At 61.4% G+C, this 22,512-nt stretch carries 12 protein-coding genes; 11 read left to right on the top strand and 1 reads right to left on the bottom strand.

The annotated features are described in order from the left end of the window. Window positions 1-78 precede the first annotated feature (78 nt). The 11 genes from AC1RM7_RS05945 to AC1RM7_RS05895 all read left to right on the top strand — a co-directional run bounded on the left by AC1RM7_RS05945 (window position 79) and on the right by AC1RM7_RS05895 (window position 20,922). Entirely contained in the window at window positions 79-1,026 is a 948-nt protein-coding gene (locus AC1RM7_RS05945) for a 2-hydroxyacid dehydrogenase (protein WP_024920139.1), read from the top strand. A gap of 191 nt (window positions 1,027-1,217) precedes the next feature. After that, complete coding sequence (locus tag AC1RM7_RS05940; RefSeq protein WP_024920140.1) at window positions 1,218-1,682, top strand: (2Fe-2S)-binding protein; 465 nt, start codon at window positions 1,218-1,220, stop codon at window positions 1,680-1,682. 3 nt (window positions 1,683-1,685) lie between these two features. Then, complete coding sequence (locus AC1RM7_RS05935) at window positions 1,686-3,875, top strand: xanthine dehydrogenase family protein molybdopterin-binding subunit (protein WP_024920141.1); 2,190 nt, start codon at window positions 1,686-1,688, stop codon at window positions 3,873-3,875. Next, window positions 3,872-4,558: a hypothetical protein gene (locus tag AC1RM7_RS05930; protein WP_006021082.1), complete on the top strand. Its 687-nt coding sequence runs from the start codon at window positions 3,872-3,874 to the stop codon at window positions 4,556-4,558. Before AC1RM7_RS05935 ends, AC1RM7_RS05930 begins: the two co-directional genes overlap by 4 nt. Window positions 4,559-5,177: 619 nt before the next feature. Further along, the gene (gene rplJ / locus AC1RM7_RS05925) at window positions 5,178-5,696 is read left to right on the top strand and encodes a 50S ribosomal protein L10 (RefSeq protein WP_006021081.1); all 519 of its coding nucleotides are present in this window, start codon (window positions 5,178-5,180) and stop codon (window positions 5,694-5,696) included. A 52-nt stretch (window positions 5,697-5,748) separates the two neighbouring features. After that, window positions 5,749-6,126 carry a 50S ribosomal protein L7/L12 gene (rplL, locus tag AC1RM7_RS05920; RefSeq protein WP_006021080.1) on the top strand — a complete coding sequence of 126 codons (378 nt, stop codon included), beginning with the start codon at window positions 5,749-5,751 and terminating at the stop codon, window positions 6,124-6,126. 405 nt (window positions 6,127-6,531) lie between these two features. Next, a complete protein-coding gene (rpoB, locus tag AC1RM7_RS05915) occupies window positions 6,532-10,650 on the top strand; it encodes a DNA-directed RNA polymerase subunit beta (protein ID WP_006021079.1) in 4,119 nt (1,372 codons plus the stop codon). A 126-nt stretch (window positions 10,651-10,776) separates the two neighbouring features. Further along, complete coding sequence (gene rpoC / locus AC1RM7_RS05910) at window positions 10,777-14,976, top strand: DNA-directed RNA polymerase subunit beta' (RefSeq protein WP_006021078.1); 4,200 nt, start codon at window positions 10,777-10,779, stop codon at window positions 14,974-14,976. A gap of 197 nt (window positions 14,977-15,173) precedes the next feature. After that, on the top strand, window positions 15,174-16,298 hold the full coding sequence (locus tag AC1RM7_RS05905) for a helix-turn-helix transcriptional regulator (protein ID WP_024920142.1): 1,125 nt from the start codon (window positions 15,174-15,176) through the stop codon (window positions 16,296-16,298). A 533-nt stretch (window positions 16,299-16,831) separates the two neighbouring features. Further along, a complete protein-coding gene (locus AC1RM7_RS05900) occupies window positions 16,832-18,886 on the top strand; it encodes an FAD-dependent oxidoreductase (protein ID WP_024920143.1) in 2,055 nt (684 codons plus the stop codon). Window positions 18,887-18,963: 77 nt separating this feature from the next. After that, the gene (locus AC1RM7_RS05895) at window positions 18,964-20,922 is read left to right on the top strand and encodes an ABC transporter ATP-binding protein (RefSeq protein WP_024920144.1); all 1,959 of its coding nucleotides are present in this window, start codon (window positions 18,964-18,966) and stop codon (window positions 20,920-20,922) included. A gap of 213 nt (window positions 20,923-21,135) precedes the next feature. Here AC1RM7_RS05895 and AC1RM7_RS05890 read toward each other — a convergent pair whose 3' ends face one another. Further along, window positions 21,136-22,302 carry an FAD-dependent oxidoreductase gene (locus tag AC1RM7_RS05890; RefSeq protein ID WP_492839438.1) on the bottom strand — a complete coding sequence of 389 codons (1,167 nt, stop codon included), beginning with the start codon at window positions 22,300-22,302 and terminating at the stop codon, window positions 21,136-21,138. Window positions 22,303-22,512: the final 210 nt, after the last annotated feature.

Below are 22,512 nucleotides of genomic sequence, written 5' to 3'. Positions count from 1 at the left end.
GCTTGTGAATGATTTGAAGGCGGAGCAGGGATAACACCTGCTCCGCCTTTTTCTTTGTGCTCCAGTGGACGTTCAGCAATGGCCCAACAAGTCCTGATCTATTCACAATTTCCCAAGGCGCTGATGGTGCGCATCGGCGAGCGTTACGACCTGCTGGACGGCAAGGGCAGGCCGCCGATCGAGACATTCACGGCAGAGCAGTTGAAGCCGATCCGTGCTCTGATCACGGCAGGGGGGCAGGCAATACCCGCAGCGGTGCTGGATACGCTGCCGTCGCTCGGCGCGATCATCTGCTATGGCACCGGCTATGACGGAGTGGATTTCGCCGAGACGAAAAAACGCAACATCGTCGTCGGCCACTCGCCCGCGGCGAACGCAGCCTCGGTCGCCGATCTCGCGGTGACGCTGATGCTGGCGACGACCCGGCGACTGATTCCTGCGGATGCCTACGTGCGCAGCGGCGGATGGTCGGGAAAGCAGCCGTCGCCGTCGATGCGGCCAGGTCCCGGCATGACCGGCCGCAAGATCGGCGTTTATGGGATGGGTGAGATCGGCCGCAAGATCGCAGCACGCTGCGCGGCGTTCGAGACCGAAGTCGCATACTACAGCCGCAGCAGGCATGATGTGCCTTATGGCTATCACACGAGTCTGGCGTCGCTGGCCGAATGGTCCGAAATTCTCATGGTGGCGGTGCGCGCCGGCAAAGATACCCAGCACGCCGTAAACGCGGATATTTTGAAGAAGCTCGGCCCGCAGGGCACTGTCGTGAACATTTCACGCGGGTCGGTCATCGATCAGAAGGCGCTGGTTGCTGCACTTGAGAGCAACGCGATCGCTGGCGCGGGCCTCGATGTTTATGAAAAGGAGCCCCACGCGCCGGACGCGCTCACGAAGCTGCCCAATGTCGTGCTGACGCCGCACATCGGCGGTCACACGGTCGAGTCGCATATCGCCATGCAGGACTGCACGCTGGCCAATCTCGATGCCTTCTTTTCAGGCAAGCCCCTCCGCTATCCGGTTGCGTGAAGCCGGAAAATAAAACTGTCATCATCTGTGTCGCGGATGCTGACATATGTAAGAAGCCGCAACGCAAACTGCGATGCTTCGTTCCTCGCGCATTGAAAAAATTTGTATCGCCGCAGCGCACATTAGTTTGATTGCTGATTAGAACGAGTCGAGTGTAGTGTTCGCCTTCGAATTTACGAAGGAGACCCGCGATGGCGGCATTCGTACTCAAGATCAACGGCGGCGAACATCGTGTGGATGTCGATCCGCAAACACCTCTTCTCTGGGCAATCCGCGACGGCGCGGGACTGATGGGCACCAAGTACGGCTGCGGTGTCGCGCAATGCGGTGCATGCACGGTGTATCTCGATGGCCAGCCGGTACGCTCGTGTTCAATGCCGGTCTCGGCGGTGGGCGCCAGCGAAATCACAACCATTGAAGGCATCAAGAGTCGTGAAGCCCAGGCCGTGCAGAAGGCGTGGGTCGCGCTCGATGTGCCGCAATGCGGTTATTGCCAGTCCGGACAGATCATGAGCGCGACGTCGCTGCTTACGCTCAATCCGAAGCCGACGGATGAAGACATCGATCTCGCAATGAACGGCAACATTTGCCGCTGCGCCACCTATGTCCGGATTCGCGCCGCGATCCACGACGCCGCCAAGTCGCTGGAGGGCTGAGCCATGAACGTTCACATCAAGAACACAGTCACCCGCGCATCCGCTCTCTCGCGCCGCTCGCTTCTGAAGGCGGGAGCGGGACTCGCGATCGGCGTTTATATCGCCAGGAGCGGCAAGGCCTTTGCGCAAGCGCCAGCCGCAGCACAGGTCAACATCACGCCGAATACGTTCCTGATCATCAAGCCCGACGACACGGTCACGGTGCTTTGCAAGCATATCGAGTTCGGGCAGGGACCTTTCACCGGCATGGCGACGCTGGTCGCCGAGGAATTGGACGCAGACTGGTCGCAGATGCGCGCCGATCACGCGCCGTCCAATCCGGTTCTCTACAAGAACCTGCTGTTCGGCGTGCAAGGCACCGGTGGCTCAAGCGCCATCGCCAATTCCTACGAGCAGATGCGCAAGGTCGGCGCGGCAGCGCGCGAAATGCTGGTGGCTGCGGCCGCCAAGGAATGGAACGTGCCCGCCGCCGAGATCACGGTCGAGAATGGCGTGATCAAGCATCCGTCGGGCAAGCAAGGCCGGTTCGGCGCGTTTGCCGAGAAGGCGAACCAGATGCCGGTGCCGGCCGATCCGAAACTGAAGGACCCGTCGCAGTTCAAATTCATCGGCAAGGAAGGCGCGACCAAACGCCTCGACAGCGCCGAGAAGTCGAACGGCACGGCAGTGTTCACGCTCGATATCAACGAGCCGGACATGCTGACTGCGGTTATCGCGCGTCCTCCGCAGTTTGGCGCGACGGTTGCGTCGTTCGACGCGACGGCGGCGAAAGCCGTGTCCGGCGTCGTCGATGTGAAGCAGGTGCCGACTGGTGTTGCGGTTTATGCCAAGGGCTTCTGGCCGGCCAAGACGGCGCGCGATCTTCTGAAGATCACATGGGACGACAGCAAGGCCGAGAAGCGCGGCACGCAGCAACTGCTGACCGAGTTTCGCGATCTGTCGAAGACGCCGGGCAAGACCGTGAAGACGGAGGGTGATTTCGAAGCCGAAGCCGCCAAGCCGGGCGGCCGCGTCATCGAAGCCGAATTCGTGTTTCCATATCTGGCCCACGCGCCGATGGAGCCGCTGAATGCGTTCATTCACTGGCAGGGCGATACGGTTACGTCGCGCTATGGCAGCCAATTCCCGACGCCGGATCACGCAACTATCGCGAAGATTCTTGGCGTGCCGATGGAGAAGGTCTCGCTCAAGACCATTCTCGCGGGCGGCAGTTTCGGACGGCGGGCGCAGCAGACGGTGCATGTCGCGGCTGAACTCGCGGAGGTGGCGAAGGCTATCGGTCCCGGCAAGCCGATCAAGCTGGTCTGGACCCGCGAGGACGATATGCGCGGCGGATATTATCGTCCGTTCAGCGTGCATCGCATGCGCGGCGTGGTGCGCGATGGAAAGATCCAGGCCTGGAGCGACACCATCGTCGGCCAGTCCATTATGAAGGGATCGCCGTTCGAGGCGATGACCTTCAAGGATGGCCTCGACTCGACGGCCTATGAAGGCTCGAACGAAATCCCGTACGAGGTCGCCAACTTCAAATGCGACCTGCATCAGGTCGATGTCGGCGTGCCGGTGCTGTGGTGGCGTTCGGTCGGACACACCCATACAGGTTACGCGGTCGAAGCCTTCGTCGACGAGTTGCTCGAGGCGGCAGGTAAGGATCCCGTCGAGGGACGGCTCGAACTGATGAGCAAGAAGCCGCGCCATGCCGGCGTGCTTCGTGCGGTCGCGGAGCTGGCGGACTGGAAGAATGCGAAGCTTGAGCCCGGCCGCGCGCGCGGCGTCGCGGTGGTTGAGAGCTTCAATACCTTTGTCGCGCAGATCGTCGAACTGTCGATGGAGGCGGAAGGTCCGAAGGTCCACAAGGTCTGGTGCGCGGTGGACTGCGGCGTCGCCGTCAATCCGGACATCATCCGCGCGCAGATGGAGGGCGGCATCGGGTTCGGTCTTGGTCACATCCTCTACGCCGACGTGCCGATGGAAGATGGCCGCGTGGTGCCGGGCAATTTCGATGCCTACCGGTCGCTTCGCATCAACGAGATGCCCGCGATCGAGGTCACCATCGTCAAGTCGAACGAGAAGCCGAGCGGCGTCGGTGAACCCGGCGTGCCGCCGATCGGTCCTGCGGTCGCCAACGCCATGGCGAAACTTGGTCAAACCCGTCCCCGGCAGTTGCCGATCGTACCGGGAGCATCGGCATGAAGTTGCTCAGGCAAGGAGTCCTTAGACAAGGAGTTTTGGCGCTTGGAGCGGGCGCCTTCGCCGTGACGTTGCTTGCATTCGCGGGACCCGCATTTCGCGGCGAGGCGGATGCGGCGATGGAGCCGCCGGTCAATCCGGTCAAGCTGAAGCCGGTGTCGGCGTTTGGCGATATCAAGAACCCGAACGAGCGCGCGGTCGCGCTGTTCGAGGAGGCCGGCAAGGTCATCATGTCGCCGCGCTGCATGAACTGTCACCCTGCGACGGAGCGCCCGACGCAGACAGACAAGATGAGACCGCATCAGCCGCTGGTGGTGCGCGGGGAAGGCGGCATGGGCGCGGCGGGTGGTCTTGCCTGCAACACCTGCCACCATGAAACCAACTTCGATCCCGCCGGTGTACCGGGTCATCCGCAGTGGCATCTCGCCCCGCTGGAGATGGCGTGGCAGGGCAAGTCGCTCGGCCAGATCTGCGAGCAGATCAAGGATCCGAAGCGCAACGACGGCAAGGACATGGCCGCGCTTGTGAAGCATATGGCCGAGGACAGTCTGGTCGGCTGGGCCTGGGCACCCGGTGCCAATCGCACCCCGGCACCCGGAACCCAGAAGGAATTCGGCGATCTCATCAAGGCCTGGGCTGCGGCAGGTGGCGCATGTCCGAAAATAGTAGGGAACACAAGAGGTTGAGGTTCAGTCCGCCTGCCGCTATGCTTTGAGGGTGCCTGAAGCAGAGGCAGGCGGGCGGCTTCTGGCCCGAAAAATGCTTATGGAACTCAGAATCCCCTTGGCAACGCGTTCCTGACCCGTTAAACATTCCTTTCCGGGCGTGCTGGCTATCGCTGGCGCGTCCGTGCTCGTTTTCCGAAAATCAAACCAATAGGAGTCCATTCCTCGTCGATCATTCCGCATGGATTGCTCACAGGAACGGAAAGCCTTTGTTTTGAAAGAGGAAAATGGGCAGGGGCTATCTCTGGTGTCAAACCCGGGGAACGCTCCGATCCTGTCCAAGACTGCAGGTGCCTTGCCTGATCCCTCGTGGAAACGGCTTCGCTTAATCTCCTGCACAGACGGGTGAAAACCGGATTTCGTGACCCACCTCCGATTCGGCGGTGGCTGCGGGTTTGGTTCGAACCTCGACACCTCGTTCCGGCGAGCCGCAAGGCAGACCAGGGCGAGAGGGCAGGCTTCCAAAATGTCGTCGTGCCCGACGTGTTGAGAGATGAATGTCTCGAGGCCAGCGGGCAGGACGATCGGTGCAACCCGGCGGTTCTGTCTCAAGCGGACCGCCAACCGGAAAGAGCTTGCTGTGGAACGAGCGGCAAAAAAAGAGGCGGTCGAAACGCTGAACGAGGTCTTCAAGACCACGGGCGTTGCGGTCGTTGCTCATTATTCCGGCCTGACCGTTGCCCAGATGCAGACTCTGCGGACGCAGATGAAGCAGGCTGGCGCCTCGGTAAAGGTCTCGAAGAACCGTCTCGCCAAAATTGCTCTTGAGGGCACGGATGTTGTTTCCATCGGCTCCCTGTTGAAGGGGCCGACCGTGATCGCGACTTCAAACGATCCGGTAGCAGCACCGAAGGTTGCCATCGAATTCGCCAAGGCGAACGAAAAGTTCGTCATCCTTGGCGGCGCGATGGGAACGACTGTCCTGAATCCCGACGCTGTGAAGGCGCTTGCCTCGCTGCCGTCGCTTGATGAACTGCGCGCGAAGATCCTCGGCCTCCTTGTGGCGCCGGCGACCAAGATCGCTCAGCTCTCCACCGCGCCTGCTGCGAAGCTGGCCCGCGTGGTTCAGGCCTATGCCTCGAAGGGTGAAGCGGCGTGACGCCATTCTCCATCTCAACTGGTTCGAACTGATACGCTGAAGGAAAGTTAAAATGGCTGATTTGCAAAAGATCGTGGACGACCTCTCGAGCCTCACGGTTCTCGAGGCTGCTGAGCTCGCGAAGCTTCTCGAAGAGAAGTGGGGCGTTTCGGCTGCTGCCGCTGTTGCGGTTGCTGCTCCTGCCGCTGGCGGCGGCGGTGCTGCTGCCGCTGAAGAGAAGACCGAGTTCTCGGTTGTTCTCGCTTCGGCTGGCGACAAGAAGATCGAAGTCATCAAGGAAGTCCGCGCCATCACCGGCCTGGGCCTCAAGGAAGCCAAGGACCTCGTCGAAGGCGCACCGAAGCCCGTCAAGGACGGCGTTGCCAAGGACGAAGCCGAGAAGATCAAGGCTCAGCTCGAGAAGGCTGGCGCCAAGGTCGAACTCAAGTAAGTCGTTATGTTTCCCGGCCGGTTCTTCGGGACCGGCCGGACACTTTAATGTGTGACGGTTCGATGATTGACCCCTCGAATCGCCGCGAAGACCGCCTACATAGGCGGAGGCACGAAAGGACGGATCGCCCTTTGAAACCCGGATCGATTTCAAGGCGGGACGTTGGGAGACGAGATATTTCGGGCTTTAACAGGCCGTAGAGTTGTTTTGACGGGCAGAGCGCCACCAGCGCTCCGCGCGTCATTTTGCGTCTTGAGATTCGGAACGGGATCGCCCGCCGCCTGAAGCTCGGATGCCGTGACGCCGGGACAGTTGTCCGGGCGATTTGAAATTTAACCCGGATGCGGTGCCCATCGCACTCCGGAAGCGGCCGCCAGTCAAGGGCGGCAAAAATGAGAGGCCACGATGGCGCAGCAGACGTTCACCGGTCGCAAGCGAGTTCGCAAGTTCTTCGGACACATCAAGGAAGTTGCCGAGATGCCGAACCTCATTGAGGTTCAGAAGGCGTCTTACGACCAGTTCCTGATGGTGGACGAACCTACCGGCGGGCGGCTTGACGAAGGCTTGCAGGCGGTTTTCCGCTCGGTGTTCCCGATCAACGATTTCTCGGGAACCTCGCAGCTCGAATTCGTCCGCTACGAGTTCGAACAGCCGAAATATGACGTTGATGAGTGCCGCCAGCGCGGCATGACGTTCGCTGCGCCGCTCAAGGTGACGCTGCGCCTCATCGTGTTCGATATTGACGAAGAAACCGGCGCCAAGTCCGTCAAGGACATCAAGGAGCAGGACGTCTACATGGGCGATATCCCGCTCATGACGATGAACGGCACCTTCGTGGTCAACGGCACCGAGCGCGTTATCGTCTCGCAGATGCATCGCTCGCCGGGCGTCTTCTTCGATCACGACAAGGGCAAGACCCATTCGTCGGGCAAGCTGCTGTTTGCCGCGCGCGTCATTCCGTACCGCGGTTCGTGGCTCGACATCGAATTCGACGCCAAGGACATCGTGTTCGCGCGTATCGACCGCCGCCGCAAGATTCCGGTGACGTCGCTGATGTTCGCCCTCGGTCTCGACGGCGAAGAAATCCTGTCCACGTTCTACAAGAAGATCCAGTACAAGCGGATCAAGGACGGCTGGCGCGTGCCGTTCGTTGCCGATCGTTTCCGCGGCTATTCGACCATCAATGACCTGATCGACGCCGATAGCGGCAAGGTCGTGCTCGAAGCCGGCAAGAAGCTGACCGTGCGTTCCGCGCGCCAGCTCCAGGAAAAGGGCCTCAAGGCGCTGCGCCTGTCCGACGATGAGCTCGTCGGCATGTATCTGGCCGAGGATCTGGTGAATCCGAAGACCGGCGAAATCCACGCCGAAGCGGGCGAGGAAATCACCGAGAAGCTGCTGAAGGCGCTGAACGAGCAGGGCTACAAGGAACTGCCGCTGCTCGACATCGACCATGTCAACATCGGTCCCTACATCCGCAACACGCTCGCCGCTGACAAGAACATGACGCGTGAAGACGCGCTGTTCGACATCTATCGCGTGATGCGTCCGGGTGAACCGCCGACGCTCGACTCCGCGCAGGCCATGTTCCAGTCGCTGTTCTTCGACTCGGAGCGCTACGACCTGTCGGCCGTCGGCCGCGTGAAGATGAACATGCGTCTCGAACTCGACGCGCCGGACACCATGCGCACCCTGCGCAAGGAAGACATCCTGGCCGTCATCAAGACGCTGGTCGACCTGCGCGACGGCAAGGGCGAAATCGACGACATCGATCACCTCGGCAACCGCCGCGTGCGCTCGGTCGGCGAGCTGATGGAGAACCAGTACCGTATCGGTCTGCTGCGCATGGAGCGCGCGATCAAGGAGCGCATGTCGTCGGTCGATATCGACACCGTCATGCCGCAGGACCTGATCAACGCGAAGCCTGCCGCTGCTGCCGTGCGCGAGTTCTTCGGCTCGTCGCAGCTCTCGCAGTTCATGGACCAGACCAACCCGCTGTCGGAAATCACGCACAAGCGCCGTCTCTCGGCGCTTGGACCGGGCGGTCTGACGCGTGAACGCGCGGGCTTCGAAGTCCGCGACGTGCATCCGACGCATTACGGCCGTATCTGCCCGATCGAGACGCCGGAAGGCCCGAACATCGGTCTGATCAATTCGCTCGCGACCTTCGCGCGCGTGAACAAGTACGGCTTCGTGGAAACGCCTTACCGCAAGGTCAAGGACGGCCGCGTGACTGACGACGTGGTCTATCTCTCCGCGATGGAAGAGGGCCGCTACCGCGTTGCTCAGGCGAACGTGCCGCTCGATAACAAGGGCCGCTTCACCGACGATCTGGTGATCTGCCGCCACGCCGGCGAAGTTCTGCAGATCACGCCGGACAAGGTCGACTACATGGACGTGTCGCCGAAGCAGCTCGTTTCGGTCGCCGCGGCGCTGATCCCGTTCCTCGAGAACGACGACGCCAACCGCGCGCTGATGGGCTCGAACATGCAGCGTCAGGCCGTGCCTCTGGTGCGCGCCGAAGCGCCGTTCGTCGGCACCGGCATGGAAGGCGTCGTGGCCCGTGACTCGGGTGCTGCGATCGCCGCACGCCGCACCGGCGTGATCGACCAGATCGACGCGACCCGTATCGTTATCCGCGCGACGGAAGATCTCGATCCGACCAAGTCGGGCGTCGATATCTACCGTCTGATGAAGTACCAGCGCTCGAACCAGTCGACCTGCATCAACCAGCGTCCGCTGGTGAAGGTGGGCGACCAGGTGCGCAAGGGCGACATCATCGCTGACGGTCCGTCGACCGATCTCGGCGAACTCGCGCTCGGCCGCAACGTGCTCGTCGCGTTCATGCCGTGGAACGGCTACAACTTCGAAGATTCGATCCTGCTTTCCGAGCGGATCGTGAAGGACGACGTCTTCACCTCGATCCACATCGAGGAATTCGAAGTCATGGCCCGCGACACCAAGCTCGGTCCTGAGGAAATCACGCGCGACATTCCGAACGTCTCGGAAGAAGCGCTGAAGAACCTCGACGAAGCCGGCATCGTCTACATCGGCGCGGAAGTCCGCGCCGGCGACATCCTGTGCGGCAAGATCACCCCGAAGGGCGAAAGCCCGATGACGCCGGAAGAAAAGCTCCTCCGCGCCATCTTCGGTGAAAAGGCCTCCGACGTTCGCGATACCTCGCTGCGCGTGCCTCCGGGCGTGCAGGGCACGATCGTGGAAGTCCGCGTGTTCAACCGCCACGGCGTCGACAAGGATGAACGTGCGCTGGCGATCGAGCGGGAAGAGATCGAGCGTCTTGCCAAGGACCGCGACGACGAACAGGCGATTCTCGACCGTAACGTTTTCGGCCGCCTCGCTGACCTGCTTGAAAACCGGCAGGGCATTGCTGGTCCGAAGGGCTTCAAGAAGGACACCAAGATCACCCGTGCGGTGCTCGAGGAGTATCCGAAGTCGCAGTGGTGGCAGTTCGCCTCGCCGAACGACAAGCTGATGGCTGAAATCGAAGCCATGCGGAAGCAGTACGACGAATCGAAGAAGGGCCTTGAACAGCGCTTCCTCGACAAGGTCGAGAAGCTTCAGCGTGGCGACGAATTGCCGCCCGGCGTGATGAAGATGGTCAAGGTCTTCGTCGCGGTGAAGCGCAAGATTCAGCCCGGCGACAAGATGGCGGGACGTCACGGCAACAAGGGCGTGGTGTCGAAGATCGTGCCGATCGAAGACATGCCGTTCCTTGAAGACGGAACGCATGCCGACATCGTGCTCAATCCGCTCGGCGTGCCTTCGCGCATGAACGTCGGCCAGATTCTCGAAACGCATCTTGGCTGGGCCTGTGCGGGCCTCGGCAAGCGGATCGGGCAGGCTGCGGAGGCCTACTGGTCGAAGCAGGATCTCAAGCCGCTCAAGGAGACCCTGAAGAAGGTCTACGGCGACGACGAGACCATCAAGTCGCTGAACGACTCCGAACTGCTCGAACTGGCGCGTAACCTCAAGCCCGGCGTGCCGATCGCTACGCCGGTGTTCGACGGCGCCAAGGAGAAGGACATCGAGGACATGCTCGAGCTCGCCGGGATGAATAAGTCCGGCCAGTCGGTCGTGTACGATGGACGCACCGGCGACCAGTTCGATCGCAACGTGACGGTGGGCTACATCTATATGCTCAAGCTGCACCATCTCGTGGACGACAAGATCCACGCGCGTTCGATCGGTCCTTACTCGCTCGTGACCCAGCAGCCGCTGGGTGGCAAGGCGCAGTTCGGCGGCCAGCGTTTCGGCGAAATGGAAGTGTGGGCGCTCGAGGCTTACGGCGCGGCGTACACGCTCCAGGAAATGCTGACCGTGAAGTCGGACGACGTGGCCGGCCGTACCAAGGTGTACGAGGCCATCGTGCGCGGCGACGACACGTTCGAAGCGGGTATCCCGGAATCGTTCAACGTGCTCGTCAAGGAAATGCGTTCGCTCGGCCTCAACGTCGACCTGCACAATTCCAAGCTGGGTCCGACGCCGACGTCCGAAGCGGCCGAGTAATCAAGATTTCATGCCCGGCTCATGCAGCCGGGCATCCGCGCCTTGTCTGAACGTCGGGCAGGGCGCGAGACGACTGACAAGTTTCGAATTTGCTGCCGATGACGATCGGCACGCGAGGAGAAGACGATGAACCAAGAAATTATGAATCTCTTCAATCCGACGACTCCGGCCCAGGTCTTCGACCAGATCCGGATTTCGATCGCATCGCCTGAGAAGATTCTGTCGTGGTCCTACGGCGAGATCAAGAAGCCGGAAACCATCAACTACCGCACGTTCAAGCCCGAGCGTGACGGCCTGTTCTGCGCGCGCATCTTCGGGCCGATCAAGGACTATGAGTGTCTTTGCGGCAAGTACAAGCGCATGAAGTACAAGGGCATCATCTGCGAGAAGTGCTCGGTCGAAGTGACGCTGTCACGCGTCCGACGCGAGCGTATGGGTCACATCGAGCTGGCTGCTCCGGTTGCGCACATCTGGTTCCTGAAGTCGCTGCCGTCGCGCATCGGCCAGTTGCTCGACATGACGCTGAAAGACCTCGAGCGCATTCTGTACTTCGAATACTACGTCGTTCTCGAGCCGGGTCTGACCGCGCTCAAGGACCGTCAGCTGCTGTCTGAAGAAGAATATCTCCGTGCTCAGGACGAGTACGGCCAGGACAGCTTCACCGCCATGATCGGCGCGGAAGCGATCCGCGAACTGCTGAAGGGTCTCGAGCTTGAGAAGCTCGATGGCCAGCTTCGCGCGGAGATGGCCGAAACCGAGTCCGACATCAAGCACAAGAAGCTCGCCAAGCGCCTGAAGATCGTCGAAGCCTTCCGCGTGTCCGGCAACAAGCCGGAGTGGATGATCATGACGGTGGTGCCGGTGATTCCGCCGGACCTGCGTCCGCTGGTGCCGCTCGATGGCGGCCGCTTCGCGACCTCCGACCTGAACGACCTGTATCGCCGCGTCATCAACCGCAACAACCGCTTGAAGCGGCTGATGGAGCTGCGCGCGCCGGACATCATCATCCGCAACGAAAAGCGCATGTTGCAGGAGGCCGTCGACGCACTGTTCGACAACGGCCGCCGCGGCCGCGTCATCACCGGCGCCAACAAGCGTCCGCTGAAGTCGCTCGCCGACATGCTCAAGGGCAAGCAGGGCCGGTTCCGTCAGAACCTGCTCGGCAAGCGCGTCGACTACTCCGGCCGTTCGGTCATCGTGGTCGGTCCGGAACTGCGCCTGCATCAGTGCGGCCTGCCGAAGAAGATGGCGCTCGAGCTGTTCAAGCCGTTCATCTACTCGCGGCTCGACGCCAAGGGCCTGTCCACCACCGTGAAGCAGGCGAAGAAGCTCGTTGAAAAAGAGCGTCCCGAGGTCTGGGATATTCTCGACGAGGTTATTCGCGAGCATCCGGTGCTGCTGAACCGCGCTCCGACGCTGCATCGTCTCGGTATTCAGGCGTTCGAGCCTGTGCTGATCGAAGGCAAGGCGATCCAGCTTCATCCGCTGGTTTGCGCCGCTTTCAACGCTGACTTCGACGGCGACCAGATGGCCGTGCACGTCCCGCTGTCGCTCGAAGCGCAGCTGGAAGCGCGCGTGCTGATGATGTCGACCAACAACATCCTGCATCCGGCGAACGGCCAGCCGATCATCGTGCCGTCGCAGGACATCGTGCTCGGCCTGTACTACCTCTCGATCATGCGTGAGGGCCTGCAGGGCGAGGGCAAGGTCTACCGCGACATGGCGGAGATCGAGCACGCGCTGTTCTCGAAGGTCATCCACCTGCACACCAAGATCAAGTACCGGTGGACCGGGGTCGACGAGGAAGGCAAGACGATCTCGAAGATCTACGACACCACCGCCGGCCGCGTCATGCTCGGGCAGGTTTTGCCGAAGCACGGCAAGGTGCCCTTCGACACCATCAACAAGCTGATGACGAAGCGCGAAATCTCCGGCGTAATCGATCAGGTGTACCGTCACTGCGGTCAGAAGGAGACGGTGATCTTCTGCGACCGCATCATGGCGCTCGGCTTCTACAACGCCTTCAAGGCGGGCATCTCGTTCGGCAAGGACGACATGGTCGTGCCGCACGGCAAGTGGAAGATCGTCGACGACACCCGCACGATGGCGAAGGACTTCGAGCAGCAGTACAACGACGGCCTGATTACTCAGGGCGAGAAGTACAACAAGGTGGTCGACGCCTGGGCGAAAGCCTCGGAGAAGATCGCCGAGCAGATGATGAAGGAAATTTCGTCCGTCAAGAAGAACGCGAAGGGCGAAGATTCCCAGATCAACTCGATCTACATGATGGCTCACTCGGGCGCGCGCGGTTCGCCGGCCCAGATGCGTCAGCTCGCCGGCATGCGCGGCCTGATGGCCAAGCCGGACGGCTCGATCATCGAAACGCCGATCGTGTCGAATTTCAAGGAAGGCCTCACGGTTATGGAGTACTTCAACTCCACCCACGGCGCCCGTAAGGGCCTCGCGGATACGGCGTTGAAGACCGCGAACTCGGGCTATCTCACCCGTCGTCTGGTGGACGTGGCGCAGGACTGCATCATCACGCAGGACGATTGCGGCACCAAGCTCGGCATCAAGATGCGCGCCATCATCGATGCGGGCACGGTCGTGGCCTCGCTGGCGTCGCGTATTCTCGGCCGCACCGCGGGCGAGGATCTGCGCGATCCGGCGACCAACAAGGTCGTCGTCAAGCGCGGCACGCTGATGGAGGAGACTCACGTCGACGCCATCCAGCAGGCCGGCATCCAGGAAGTGAAGATCCGCTCGGCGCTGACCTGCGAACTGGTCAACGGCATCTGCGGCAAGTGCTACGGGCGCGATCTCGCCCGCGGTACGCCGGTTAACCACGGCGAGGCTGTCGGCGTCATCGCCGCGCAGTCCATTGGTGAACCCGGCACGCAGCTCACCATGCGCACGTTCCACATCGGCGGTGCGGCGCAGATCAACGAGCAGTCGTTCATCGAGTCGAACTTCGACGGCAAGATCGTCATCAAGAACAAGGCGATCGCGACCAACAGCGAAGGCTTCAATGTTGCAATGGTCCGCAACATGGTCGTCGCCGTGGTCGATCCGGACGGCACCGAGCGTGCGACGCATCGCATCCAGTACGGCGCGCGCATGCGCGTCGAAGAGGGCGATATGATCAAGCGCGGCCAGCGCATCGCGGAGTGGGATCCGTATTCACGCCCCATTCTGACCGAAGTCGAAGGCACGATCGGATTCGAGGATCTGGTCGAAGGCCAGTCGATCTCGGAAACGCTCGACGAATCCACGGGTATCGCAAAGCGCGTGGTTATCGACTGGCGCACGACCGGCCGGGGCGCGGACCTTCGTCCCGCCATCGTGGTCAAGGGCAAGGATGGCAAGGTGCTGAAGCTGGCACGCGGCGGTGACGCCCGTTACATGCTCTCGGTGGATGGCATTCTGTCGGTTGACGTAGGTGCCAAGGTCAAGGCGGGCGACATTCTTGCCCGTGTTTCGACGGAAAGCGCCAAGACCCGCGACATCACCGGCGGTCTGCCGCGCGTCGCGGAACTGTTCGAAGCCCGTAAGCCGAAGGATGCTGCGATCATCGCGGAAATCGCCGGCACGATCCGCTTCGGCCGCGACTACAAGAACAAGCGCCGCATTTCGATCGAGCCTGTCGACAAGAACGAGGAGACCCGCGAGTACCTCATTCCGAAGGGCAAGCACATCCATCTGCAGGACGGCGACATCGTCGAAAAGGGCGATTTCATCGTCGAAGGCAATCCGGCGCCGCACGACATCCTGGCGATCAAGGGCATCGAGGAACTCGCTGCCTATCTGGTCAACGAAATCCAGGAAGTTTACCGGCTCCAGGGCGTGCTCATCAACGACAAGCACATCGAAGTGATTGTCCGTCAGATGCTGCAGAAGGTCGAGATCACCGATCAGGGCGAGACCGACATGATCTCGGGCGAGCAGGTCGACAAGATCGAGTTCGACGCGCTCAACGCCAAGGCGAAGGAAGAGGGCAAGAAGCCCGCGACCGGTACCCCGGTGCTGCTCGGCATCACCAAGGCCAGCCTGCAGACGCGGTCGTTCTTCTCCGCGGCGTCGTTCCAGGAGACCACGCGCGTGCTCACCGAAGCTGCCGTCAACGGCAAGGTGGACCCGCTGGAAGGCCTCAAGGAGAACGTCATTGTCGGCCGCCTGATCCCGGCCGGTACCGGCGCCTCGATGGCGAAGATCCGCGAAGTCGCAGCCAAGCGCGACAAGCTGATCCTCGACGAACGCGAGAAGCAGGCGGCGATCACCCCGGCTGCTCCGGAAGCGGAACCGCTGGCTCTGCCGCCGGCGGAGTAATTCCGCAGCAAATGACATATGTCATATGATGAAAAGGCCGCCCGAAAGGGCGGCCTTTTTGTTACGGTGGCGGACTTTTCAGCGGCCCCCCGTGTTTACGCTTATGTGATCCTCCTCACACCGGCGGCGGGAACACCATGTTATTTTTATAGTTCTTTATTTGGCGCCTGACGCCTGATCCCATTGCGAGGCCTGTTTTGCAGCAGCCTGACCGTCTGATTGCGGCGATTGAAGCTATCTATGCGTCCGCGGTGGATCCATCGCGATGGCCGTCAACGCTCGAGATCGTCACGAAATGCTTCGACGATGTCGGGGCGATCCTTATTTACGGCCGCGACGACGGCAGTTTTGGCGTCATCGAATCTCCATCGCTAAGGGAAGTGTGCGCCGAATACGCCCAGAGCTGGAGCGACCGCGACATCCGGGCCATCCGGGCGCGCGAACGCGGCTATTTCTTCAAGCGGGATATCATTACGGATCGTGATCTTCTGACGCCTGAGGAAATGGAGACCGACCCGTTCTATAACGATTTGCTGCGGCGGCATGGCCTCAAATATTTTGCGGCGGCGACCGTCTCCCCGGACCCGCATATAGAAGTCGCGTTGAGCGTGCAGCGTGCGATCGGCCGACCGGAATATTCGGAAGACGAGTTGCAGATTCTGGAGCGGCTTGCTCCGCATGTCGAAACATCGCTGCGTCTGAGCATCCACCTGATGGACGCCCAGTCCGTCAACGCCGGCATGGGCATCGCGATGGCCCGGATCGGAATCGGCGTGTTCGCGCTGGATGCGATGGGCCGTGTGGTGTCCTCCAATGCGGCCTCCCAGGCGCTTCTCGGCGATGGATTGAATATCGTGAACGATCGCCTGGTGATTTCAAATCCCGCCGCGAGCGGGGAGGCGGTGACCGCGATCCGGAATGCCCTCGATGGCAACCGGATTATCCTGTCCCAGGAAACCAAACCGATCCTTGTGCATCGGCAGAACGCCAACCGACCGTTGGCGCTGTATGTGCTGCCGATCCCGGCGAAGAATGTCGGCAACGGTTTTCTCACGCGTGCCCGTGCCATCGTTCTATTGATGAATCCGACCGCGGACGGCATTCCCGATCCTTCGCTGATCCGCGATGTTCTGGGTGTGACGCTGGGCGAAGCCCGCATTGCCGCGCTGGTGGGTTCCGGATTGTCGCCAAAGGACGCTGCGGAGCGGCTGGGCATTGCTGAAGAAACCGCGCGATCGGTCCTGAAGCGGGTCTTTTCCAAGGTCGGCGTGTCGCGCCAGAGCGAGCTTGCGGCGATGATGGCGCGGCTGGTCATCAAATAGAGTAGGGACCCATCCCCCGACCTGATGTTTATGCTGAACAATACCTCTTACGGCTTTGACCCATTTGGGGGATGTATCGTCCCGTGACCGTCTTACTGTATGGCTATTCTGTGACCAACGAAGATGCGCATGCGATTAGGGCAGGGCTATAGAAACTGGCGATAGTTTGAAGCCATAGGACATGATCGCCTTGCGGTGATTATTTTGATGTTCGTGGCTCGGAATACTGAGGAACACCTCCACGGGCCGGCGCGAGCCGGCCTATTTCTTTTCCGGCATGAGGTTACGCCAACCCCCCCCAGCCCCCTCCCGGGCGGGTGCTGCCGGTGGCGCGGATGCCAGCGCTCTGGTTGCCCTTGCTCCCCGCCAGTCCGGTCAAAACCGCAAAAACGCTGTTCTTTTAGGCACCTTCAGCCTTTTTCGCGTCGGATCGCGCTTTGTTCATCTTCCCTTCAGATGAAAAACGCATTTGTTTAAGATGAGTTAGACCGGCTTAAACCCGAACGGGTACCCGGCAGGGGGCGAAGGACGACATGCTCGATCTTGCGATTGTAGGCGGTGGGCCGGGTGGCCTGATGAGCGCCTGGTACCTCAAGAAGAAACTTGGGGCGCTTTGCCGCGTCACGATCTACGAGGCGTCCGACCGCGTCGGCGGCAAGATCCTGACCAAGCAATTCGACACCGCGCCGGCGATGTACGAGGCGGGCGTCGCCGAGATCTATGACTACTCGATGACGGGTCCTGATCCGCTGCGGGAGCTGATCCAGCATTTCGGCCTGCAGACCATCCCGATGGACGCCGAGCAGGTGCAGCTTGACGGCGAATTGCTGGACGACGTGCCCGGCATGCGCCGCAAGTACGGCGCGCAGACCGCCAAGGCGATCGAGGATTTCCGCAAGCTCTGCGCCAAGATGGTGTCGCCCACCGAATACTATGAGGGCGTCGGCGCGCACGACAACGAGCATCCCTGGGCCTACATGAGCGCCGAGGAACTGCTGGACCGCGAAGTCGCTGATCCGGTCGCCAAGCGCTTCCTGAAAGTGATGGCGCGGTCGGACATTGCCACCGAGCCGCACAACACCAACGGGCTCAACGCGCTGAAGAACTTCGTGATGGATGTGGACGGCTACATTGGCCTCTACTCGATCCAGAACGGCAACGAGCAGCTCATCCACAGCCTGCGAAGTGAAATCGAGGCCGACATCCAGTTGAACCATCGGGTTCTGAAGGTCGGCAAGGCGGATTCCGGGCGCTACGCCATCAACATGATGAACGGCAAGGGGCCGATCACCAAGGAGCACGATCTCGTCGTGATGTGCCTGCCGCATTCGTGGCTGACGACGATGAACTGGGACGGCGAATTGCTGCGCCATTCGATGATCAAGCACATCGCCTATTTCGATCGTCCGGCTCACTATCTGCGCGTCTCGATCCTGTTCGACGAGCCGTTCTGGGGCGACAAGGTTCCGGGCGCGTGGTGGATGTCCGAGGCTTTCGGCGGCTGCTGCGTTTACGTCGAAGGTGCGCGGCACGATGTCGGCCGCCACGGCGTGCTGAACTGGCTGATCCCGGGCTCCGATGCGCTGGCATTCGCCAATCTCAGCGACAAGGAGCTGATCGACGCGGCAATCAAGTCGCTGCCGAAATCCTTCGGCGACGCCCGCGCGCATTTCCTCGAAGGCAAGACTCATCGCTGGCTGTCGTCGGTGAACTGTATTCCGGGCGGATTGCCTGCGCGCGACGTGATGACCAATCACCATCCCGAGCCGACGGACCATCCGGGCTTTGTCGTGGTCGGCGACTATCTGTTCGACTCGACGCTGAACGGCCTGCTGGATTCCTCTGATGCCGCGACCGACATCATCCTGACGCAGATGATCAAGCTGCGTTATGAGCGCGGCGAGAGCGGCAACGTGCCGTCCGACAAGATCGATCGCGCCTATTTCGACAACTACCGCAACACCGGCCCTTACGGCGAGGTCTGGAACCAGTTTACCGATCCGGACTATCTGATGAACCTCATCAAGATCGTCTGGAACCGGGCCAAGGGCTACAAGCTGCTGGTTGCCGGTTCGGCGAGCGGCGAACTGGTCGGTGCGCTGCGCGAACGCGGCATCGATGCCTGGGGTATCGAGAACAACCGCTACATTCACGGCAAGACGCCGAAGGCGCTGCGCAAGTACAACAAGCTCGGTTCGCTTACCAAGCTGCCGTTCAAGGCCGAGGAGTTCGATTTCGTTTTCGAAACCAGCCTCTGTCATATCTCGCCCAAGCAGGTGACGCGCGCCGTCCGCGAACTCAATCGCGTGGTGAAGACTGGTTTTGTGTTCGGATCGATCACCAGCGACATGGCGCCGGCCCTGATCGACCGCTACGACCTGCTGCGCGGTGTCAAAAAACTGGGCACCTGGTGGGAATGGTCCGAACTGTTCTTCGGCAACGGTTTCGACCTGTCCATGCATCGCCGCGATACCACCGACGCGGTTTGGGACGCGACGCTCGCGGCGAACAAGGGGCCGGGCGACTGGTACGCCGACGCCGACAGCCTGCGTTATTCGTTCTTTGACAAGATTGCCGACGACGACTAATCGCTTAAGGGTGCACCGGCCATCCGGCCGCTGCGGCAAGTGATTGCGGCCGTTTGGCCGCGCAGCGACGGTTTTAGATGGCGACCACCCCGGATACCGACAAGGCAGGGTCGGGCAAGCCGCTCGACGACGAAGCTGCGCGCCTTGCCGCGACGGCTCAGGCTGACATACCTCTGCCCCCGGAGCCGGACGACATCGACGACGATGATGACGACGACGAGGATCTCGTCGCGTTTACCGCGAGCGAGGCCGCGGGCGCGTTCGCGACCCTGTGGCGGTTCACCTGGCCGCATCTGCGCAACTACAAGACCTGGCTCAGCTTCGTCGCGATCGGCCTTTTCATCGAGACGTTGTTCAACGTCATCATGCCGCTCAGCCTGAAGTTCCTGATCGACGACGCGCTCGGCGAGGAAGATTTCCAGGCGCTCTACACTATTCTGGGCGTGCTGGCTGCCGCAGGCATCATCACATCCATCGTCGCGGTGTGGTACGAGCGCTGGGACGCGCGGCTGGCGGCGGCGGTCATCTCCGATGTCCGCTCCCGGCTGTTCGAGCATGTCCAGAACCTGCCGGCGTCCTTCTTCGGACGCACCAAGCGCGGCGAGATCCTGTCGCGGTTTTCCGTCGACATGGCGGGCTACGAATCCTCGGTCAAGCATTTCGCCAACAGCGCGATGCTGCCGTTCCTCGAGCTGATCGCGGGCATCGGCCTGATGATCTGGCTGAACTGGCAGCTCGCTGCCGTGGCGCTCCTGATCTTTCCGATCACGCTGATCGGCCCACGCATCCTGACCCCGAAGGCCGTTCAGGCCAACTACGAGCAGAAGGTCAACGAGTCCGCGATCCTCGGCGTGGTGCAGGAAAACGTCGCAGCGCAAATGGTGGTGAAGGCGTTCGGCCTGCAACGCAAGGCGTTCGGCTGGTTCTCCTTCCGCAACAACGCGGCGCGCCGCTCGATGGCCGATGCGACCTTCCTGTCGACCATGGTTGAGCGCACCGTCACCGTATCGGTGCTGCTGCTGCACCTGATCGTGCTGGCGATCGGCGCTTATCTCGCAACCATCGGCAAGATTTCCATCGGGACGTTCGTCACCTTCGAGAGCGCGTTCTGGGAAATTTCCTATAACATCGCGCATCTGATGCACTTCATTCCCGTCGCGATTCAGGCGGCGGCGGCCGTGCGGCATATGGAAGAACTGCTCGACGAGCCGACGCGCGGCGCCGACCGGCCCGGCGCGCCCGATTTGCCGCGCATCACCGACAACATCAACTTCGACCGGGTCGTCTTCAAGTATGAAGGCAGCGACACCACGGTGCTGGACGGGCTCTCGCTCAAGATCGGCGCGGGGAAGAACATCGCCATTGTGGGACCGAGCGGCTCCGGCAAGAGCACACTGCTCAATCTGATCCTGCGCCTCTACGAGCCGAACGAGGGCAAGGTGACTATCGACGGCGTCGATATCCGCAGGGTGACGCGCGACTCGCTGCGCAGGAGCATGGCGGTGGTGTTCCAGGAGAACATGCTGTTCAACATGTCGCTCCGCGAGAACATCCGTCTCGGCAAGGATGGCGCGACCGACGCCGAGGTCGAGGATGCGGCGAAGAAGGCCGAAATCCATCGTTACATCATGACGCTGCCGCAGAAGTACGACACGGTGGTCGGCGAGCGCGGCGATACGCTGTCCGGCGGCCAGCGCCAGCGCATCGCGATTGCGCGCGCCATTGTCCGCAATCCGTCGGTGCTGCTGCTGGATGAAGCGACCTCGGCGCTGGACCAGACCACGGAGGCGGCGATCAACCGCACGCTGCTCAAGGTCGCCAAGGGCCGCACCATGATCTTCTCGACCCACCGCCTGACGTCGGTGGTCGACATGGACGAAATTATCGTCATCAGCAACGGCAAGGCCATCGAACGCGGTCCGCATGCCGAGTTGCTCAAGGCCAACGGCATGTACCGGAAGCTCTGGGATGACCAGCTTCATCAGTCGCATCATCCGGCAGAGGATGACGACGACGATGATGATGATGACGAGTGATCGCACTTTTTGCGGCCGATTGAAATATCGCGGCACCCGAGATCTGCTCCCTCCCCGTTGGGGAGAGGGGTGGGGTGAGGGGCCCTCAATCTATCGAGAGATTCTACGCCCTCACCCGACTTCGCTGTCGCGAAGTCGACCTCTCCCCACGGGAGAGGTGGGTCGAACGATAGGCAGGCTCATTCAATCTCAATTGAAATGTGAGATGAAGTGTTACGGCTGCGCCGTCCGCCGGACCGACAGCGTCTCGCGCACATGACGCAATGCGCCGAGGCCTGCGCGATGCAGGAAGCGGACCCAGCGCCGGACATGCCACGGCAGTCCGGTATCGATGGAAATCGAACGCAGATCGTAGGCCTGACGCTGTGAAGAGGCGTCGTTCGCGCACTTTTCCGCATCGTCGTAGAACTGCGAAATCTTCGACGCGTCCATGCCCTCGCTGGCAAGCCAGGCCGGGATGTAGGCGTTGCACAGACGCTGCACGTCCATGAACACTTTTCCGGTGCCGGTGCCTGCAGCAGGACAGGACGTGCAGAACGCATCGCCGACCAGCACGATGCCCGCCCGCCGGTGCCCCTTGGTGATGTACAGATCGGCCGGACGGATCTTGATGATGCCATCGACCTTGAACTCGCCGGAGAGGGCGCGAAGGTTCGGCATCAGTTCGTGAATGGCCTCCTCGGGAGTCTGGCGCATGCGGCGCAGCCATGGATCGTCCATCCCGCGGTAGACCATGAGGTTGGCGCGCATGGCGGAGCCGATCGGGAACAGCGTCAGATAGGACATCTGCGCCGCGGAATTCTCCGTGAAATAGGTCAGGGCCGGAAATTCAAACGTCTCCCGGCCGACCGGTACGACATTGAAGCCTACGGTGATGGAGTGACACGGGCTGATCACTTCGCGCTCGATGCCGAGGGTGTGACGCAGGCCGATGTTCAGGCCGTTCGCCAGTACGATCAGCCGCGCGGAAATTTCTTCGCCGTTCGACAGTGTGAGCATCTGGCGATCGGCGCTGGTTGCGACGGCGGTGACCTTGGCCTCGATGAAATCGACATTGCCGGGGATCTGGCGGCGAACGGTGTTGACGAGATCGTCGTAGATGATGCCGTGCTGGTCGCTCGGCTTCTTGTCGAGCAGGCGGCCCAGCCGGGCGGTCCAGGCGCTGTGATCGAGCGTGGTGGCAGCAAGCACCGCGTCCGCGATGCCGGTCTTGCGCAGCAGGTCGAGCTGATAGCCGCCGAGTTTTTCGCAGCGGAAGTCGGGCGGATAGATTTTATGGGGATCGATCAGGATCGCTGAGATGCCGGCGCGGCCCAGCATCGCGGCTGCGGTCGATCCCGCAAGTCCGCCGCCAACGATGGCGATGTCTGTGTGCCGCATGTTTCGCCTCTATCTGAGCTGCTTAGCATTACGGCTGCAAACTCGACTAAAGCTTGAAACAAACGTGGTGAACGTCCGGTGAGGTTAATGCCGCGAAAACGCAGGTATTAACGATTAAAATGGTTGCGGCTTGCCTGCGACTGGCCGCCGCAGCATTAATGGAACCAGAGTAGGGCAGCCTGGTTTTGGATCACAGTCATGCCCTCGCAA

It is taken from the genome of Afipia sp. GW822-FHT03D08 (assembly GCF_058801645.1).
Note: the sequence above shows the minus strand (reverse complement) of the source record. Positions and strands in the feature narration are given on the sequence as shown.